3 protein-coding genes and 2 pseudogenes are annotated in these 4063 nt (G+C 63.9%); 4 read left to right on the top strand and 1 reads right to left on the bottom strand.

Annotated elements, in window-relative coordinates; translation table 11 throughout:
• A pseudogene (locus ACDELDRAFT_RS19850) lies at positions 1-752 on the bottom strand (PD-(D/E)XK nuclease family protein); the annotation flags it as partial.
• Positions 753-862: 110 nt separating this feature from the next.
• On the opposite strand from ACDELDRAFT_RS19850, the gene trxA reads away from it, so the two are divergent.
• From trxA to ACDELDRAFT_RS19830, 4 genes and pseudogenes are all read left to right on the top strand, one after another.
• Positions 863-1195 carry a thioredoxin TrxA gene (gene trxA / locus ACDELDRAFT_RS19845; protein ID WP_005799838.1) on the top strand — a complete coding sequence of 111 codons (333 nt, stop codon included), beginning with the start codon at positions 863-865 and terminating at the stop codon, positions 1193-1195.
• Positions 1196-1460: 265 nt separating this feature from the next.
• Positions 1461-2723 carry a transcription termination factor Rho gene (rho, locus tag ACDELDRAFT_RS19840; protein ID WP_005799837.1) on the top strand — a complete coding sequence of 421 codons (1263 nt, stop codon included), beginning with the start codon at positions 1461-1463 and terminating at the stop codon, positions 2721-2723.
• A gap of 303 nt (positions 2724-3026) precedes the next feature.
• Complete coding sequence (locus ACDELDRAFT_RS19835; RefSeq protein WP_005799836.1) at positions 3027-3284, top strand: type B 50S ribosomal protein L31; 258 nt, start codon at positions 3027-3029, stop codon at positions 3282-3284.
• 102 nt (positions 3285-3386) lie between these two features.
• Positions 3387-4063, top strand: a pseudogene (locus ACDELDRAFT_RS19830) (hypothetical protein); the annotation flags it as partial.

The following is a 4063-nucleotide window of genomic DNA, read 5'->3' as shown; positions in this document are numbered from 1 at the left end:
CAGGCCGCCGCACGCTGGGCTTCGTCTTCGGCGTCTTCGGCCGCGTGCAGGGCAATGTGGCCGCGCGCTGGCGTGGTCGCGGGCGGCAAATGCAGGGGCAGAGACAAGGCCAGCGCCTTTTCGCCCCAATGGCTTTGCAAGGCCTGCGCCATGGGCTCCACCTGGAAGCCCTGCAGCACCACCAGGGCGTCGACCGACTGGCGCACGCCGCGCTCGAACAACACGTCGGTGGCGTGGCGCGATGCCAGAACCCATTCCAGCGCAATGCGGGCCACCACGGCCTCGTAACGCAAGGCGGACCCCTGGTCGGCCTCTGGCAGCAGGCTGCGTGCCTGCACGCCCCAAGCCTCACGCTGCGCGGGTGCGACAGCCGCCACGGCGGCGGCCAGTTGGGTGGCAGCTTCCTGCAAGGGCCCGGCCAGCACGTCGCGCTGCGCCGCAAGACCGGCGCGGTCCAGCAAGGTGCGCGCGGTAAGTGTGTCGCGCGCCACATCCCCGGCCAGATCGTCCCCCTGCGGCACGAAGGCCGCGAGTTGCCGGGCCCAGTTGCGCGTGGTTTCAAAACGGGGCGCGAATCCGTCGCCCTGGTGCAGGGCCCAGTAGCGCTGCGCCCACGGCATGAGCTGGGCATAGGGCACCACCACTACGGTGCGCGCGGGGTGGGCCCCAAGCGCCTGCATGTGGGCCTGCACGCGCGCCAGCACCCCCTGCCACAAGGCTGCGCACTGATCACTTTTCGCTATGACAGTCATAGCGTTGCAAGACCCGGCCACACCGGTGAACGTGGGATTGGTTTCTGTCACAATGCCCAGACTTTAAACGTACCCCGGTCGCAACCGCCCCAGACAGAAGGAATCCCGCAATGGCCAGCGAACTCATCAAACATCTCTCCGACGCAAGCTTCGAAGCCGACGTGCTCAAGGCCGGCACCCCGGTGCTGGTGGATTACTGGGCCGAATGGTGCGGCCCCTGCAAGATGATCGCCCCCATCCTGGACGAAGTGGCCGGAACCTACCAGGGCAAGCTGCAGATCGCCAAGATGAACGTGGACGAAAACCGCGAGATCCCCGCCAAGTTCGGCATCCGCGGCATTCCCACGCTGATGCTGTTCAAGGATGGCCAGCTGGCCGCCACGAAGGTAGGCGCCATGAGCAAGGCCCAGCTCACCGCGTTCATCGAACAGCAACTGGCCTGATGGCCACATCCTTGCCCGCAGCCGCCCCCCATCGGGCTTCGGGCAAGGCCCCAGCAACCTGCATTTTCTTTTTCCGCACGACGAGGCACGCGTCCTGCGATCCGGTCCGCCCGGATTTTTTCCTGTCATAATTTCGCCAGATCGCCGGTTTGCACGCATTGGCAACCGGTTCGAGATCCCCAGGCAAGCCGGGGCCGCAAACAGTGGCCCACCCGGTAGACGCCATCCCCCAAGATTCACACCAGCTCCGCCAAGGAGTCACCCCATGCACTTAAACGAACTCAAGGCACTGCATGTGTCTGAAGTCCTGAAGCAGGCCGAAGAGCTTGAAATCGAAAACACTGGCCGCATGCGCAAGCAGGAGCTGATGTTTGCCATCATCAAGAAGCGCGCCAAGGCGGGTGAGCAGGTGTTTGCCGATGGCGTGCTGGAAATCCTGCCCGATGGTTTTGGCTTCCTGCGCAGCCCCGACACCAGCTTCACGGCCAGCACGGACGACATCTACATCAGCCCCAGCCAGGTGCGCCGCTTCAACCTGCACACCGGCGACATGATCGAAGGCGAAGTGCGCACGCCGAAGGACGGCGAGCGCTACTTTGCGCTGACCAAACTCGACAAGGTCAACGACGGCCCACCCGAGCAGAACAAGCACAAGGTAATGTTCGAAAACCTGACGCCCCTGTTCCCCAAGGAGCAGATGCGCCTGGAACGCGACGTCAAGAGCGAAGAGAACATCACTGGCCGCATCATCGACATCATCGCGCCCATCGGCCGTGGCCAGCGCGCGCTGATCGTCGCCCCACCCAAGAGCGGCAAGACGGTGATGATGCAGCACATCGCCCACGCCATCACGGCCAACAACCCCGACGTGCACCTGATGGTGCTGCTGGTGGACGAGCGTCCTGAAGAAGTGACGGAAATGCAGCGCACGGTGAAGGGCGACATCATCGCCTCCACCTTCGACGAGCCCGCCGCCCGCCACGTGCACGTGGCCGAGATGGTGATCGAGCGCGCCAAGCGCCTCGTGGAGCTGAAGAAGGACGTGGTGATCCTGCTGGACTCCATCACCCGCCTGGCCCGCGCCTACAACAACGTCGTGCCTTCGAGCGGCAAGGTGCTGTCTGGGGGTGTGGACGCAGCAGCACTGCAGCGCCCCAAGCGCTTCTTCGGAGCGGCCCGCAAGGTGGAAGAAGGTGGCTCGCTGACCATCATCGCCACGGCATTGGTCGATACCGGCAGCCGCATGGACGAAGTGATCTTCGAAGAGTTCAAGGGCACCGGCAACTGCGAAATCCACCTGAACCGCCGCCTGTACGAAAAGCGCGTGTTCCCCGCCATCGAACTCAACAAGAGCGGTACGCGCCGCGAAGAGTTGCTGCTGGCACCCGAAATCCTGCAGAAGACCCGCATCCTGCGTCAGTTCATGTACAACATGGACGAGATCGAGTCGATGGAGCTCATGATCAAGAACATGAAGGCCACCAAGAGCAACGTCGAATTCTTCGACATGATGCGAAGAGGTGGGTGACACCCCCCTGAGGCGCTTCGCGCCTTCCCCCTTCTCCCGAATTGCTGCGCAATTCGGGAGGGGAGGCTCCGCCAGCGCACGCAAGTGCAACGCTGCATACGCAGCTTGGCGGCCCTTGCGCGGCGGTTCTGGCCTGGGCCTTGCCAGTTTCGAAGAGGCGCTGCAAACTGGAAACTTGGAATTGAAGTAATTGCCGTTTATGCCATAATGGCGGGCTTTTTCTGCGGAAAGTACGCTGGATGTTCCACGGCGCAAAGGCTGCTCCGGGTTCAGCACGGCTCCCGCACTTGACAAGGATTGATCATGAAAGAAGGCATTCACCCCAACTACCGCGAAGTGCTGTTCGTGGACCTGTCCAACGGCTTCAAGTTCGTGACCCGTTCGTGCGTGAACACCAAGGAAATGGGCAAAACCGACGACGGCCGTGAGCTGCCCATGTTCAAGCTGGACACCTCCAGCGAATCGCATCCTTTCTATACCGGCACGCAGAAATCCGTGGACAACATGGGCGGCCGCGTGGAGCGTTTCCGCAACCGTTTCGGCAAGACCGCAGCGAAGTAACTCGCAGCACTTCCGCCAAGAAGGCAGCACGGGCAACCGCGCTGCCTTTTTGTTTGCATTTGCCCTTATTCTTGGCAGTCCGCCTTTGCCGCCCTCCGACGCGTGAACTCTCCCACTCCTGCCATCGTCACCCAGAATGCCGTACGGCCACTGCCCCGTTGGGCCCTGCTGCTGCTGTGCCTGGCCTATGTGGTACCGGGCTTCGTGGGAAGGGGACCCTGGAAGAACTCCGATGTCGCCTCGTTTGGCTACATGCTTGAACTGGCCCAGGGGCACACCACGTGGCTGGCGCCCCAACTGGCGGGAATGCCGCCTGAAACGGACGGCCTGCTTCCTTACTGGCTGGGCGCGTGGGCCATCCAGCTCATGCCCGCAGGCCTGATGTCGCCCGAGATGGCGGCCCGCCTGCCCTTCATGGCACTGCTGGTGCTGACGCTGGCGGCCACCTGGTACGGCGTGTACTACCTGGCGCGCAGCCCGGGCGCGCAACCCGTGGCTTTTGCCTTTGGCGGCGAGGCCACGCCTTCGGATTACGCCCGGGCCATCGCCGACGGCGCGCTGCTGGCGCTGATCGCCTGTCTGGGCCTCGCGCAGCTCTCCCACGAGGCCACGGGCTACCTGGCCCAGCTGAGCTGCGCCGCGTTGATCTTCTTTGCCGTGGCCACGCTGCCGTACCACACGGCGGCCCCGGCGGTGGCCTTGGTGGCGGGCATGGCAGGCCTCACCCTGTCGGGGGCCCAACGCTCACCGCGCTGCTGGGCACCGGCAGCATCGTGCTG

Origin of the sequence: Acidovorax delafieldii 2AN (genome assembly GCF_000175235.1) — a bacterium.
Classification (GTDB): Bacteria; Pseudomonadota; Gammaproteobacteria; order Burkholderiales; family Burkholderiaceae_C; genus Acidovorax; species Acidovorax delafieldii_B.
The sequence above is the reverse complement of the archived record's forward strand: the minus strand, read 5'-3'. Positions and strand labels throughout refer to the sequence as shown.